This is a genomic window from Paenibacillus tengchongensis, from assembly GCF_008973665.1.
Lineage (GTDB): Bacteria > Bacillota > Bacilli > Paenibacillales > Paenibacillaceae > Paenibacillus_AQ > Paenibacillus_AQ tengchongensis.
Window position 1 is genome coordinate 1 of sequence record NZ_WACP01000084.1, and the last position, 506, is coordinate 506.

The 506-nt window shown below is 46.0% G+C and carries 1 protein-coding gene; it reads right to left on the reverse strand.

Annotated elements, in window-relative coordinates; genetic code table 11:
* Positions 1 to 226: 226 nt before the first annotated feature.
* A partial coding sequence (locus F1381_RS28685) for a hypothetical protein (RefSeq protein WP_222850505.1) occupies positions 227 to 506 on the reverse strand: 280 nt, incomplete at its 5' end.

Below are 506 nucleotides of genomic sequence, written 5' to 3' on the forward strand. Positions count from 1 at the left end.
CCGATCCGACTCGACTCGATCGCGTTGGCTTGCTACTGTTCACGGCAAGAAACATACCAAGTTTTAGCTCAATCGGTTGAGAATTAAGAAAGTTATTAACGAAAAACCGCGAGCTTGTGACAAAATCGCTTTTCCGTCCAAATTCGATTTTTTCATATGAAATTTTCTAAGTTCGAACGAGTCGAGCTGGGGAAAAAACATGGATTTCGGCCTGTCGGTTTTTCTGTTATATCTCCACCATCCCTTGTCCGATTCCAATGTTCTTGGTACCGTTGGAACCGCATTTCAAATATCTAGCGAACTGATGCAGTTTTGTGCGGTTTGAACTTCCGGTGCCAAGGTGTTGGGTGCACGGTTCGAGCCTCTTGCGCCGTGCTTGGTCCTGGCCGTTCCCGAAGTCCGATCCGACTCGACTTGGTTGCGTTGGCTTGCCACTGTTCACGACAAGAAGCATACCAAGTTTTAGCTCAATCGGTTGAGAATTGAGAAAGTTATTAACGAAAAAC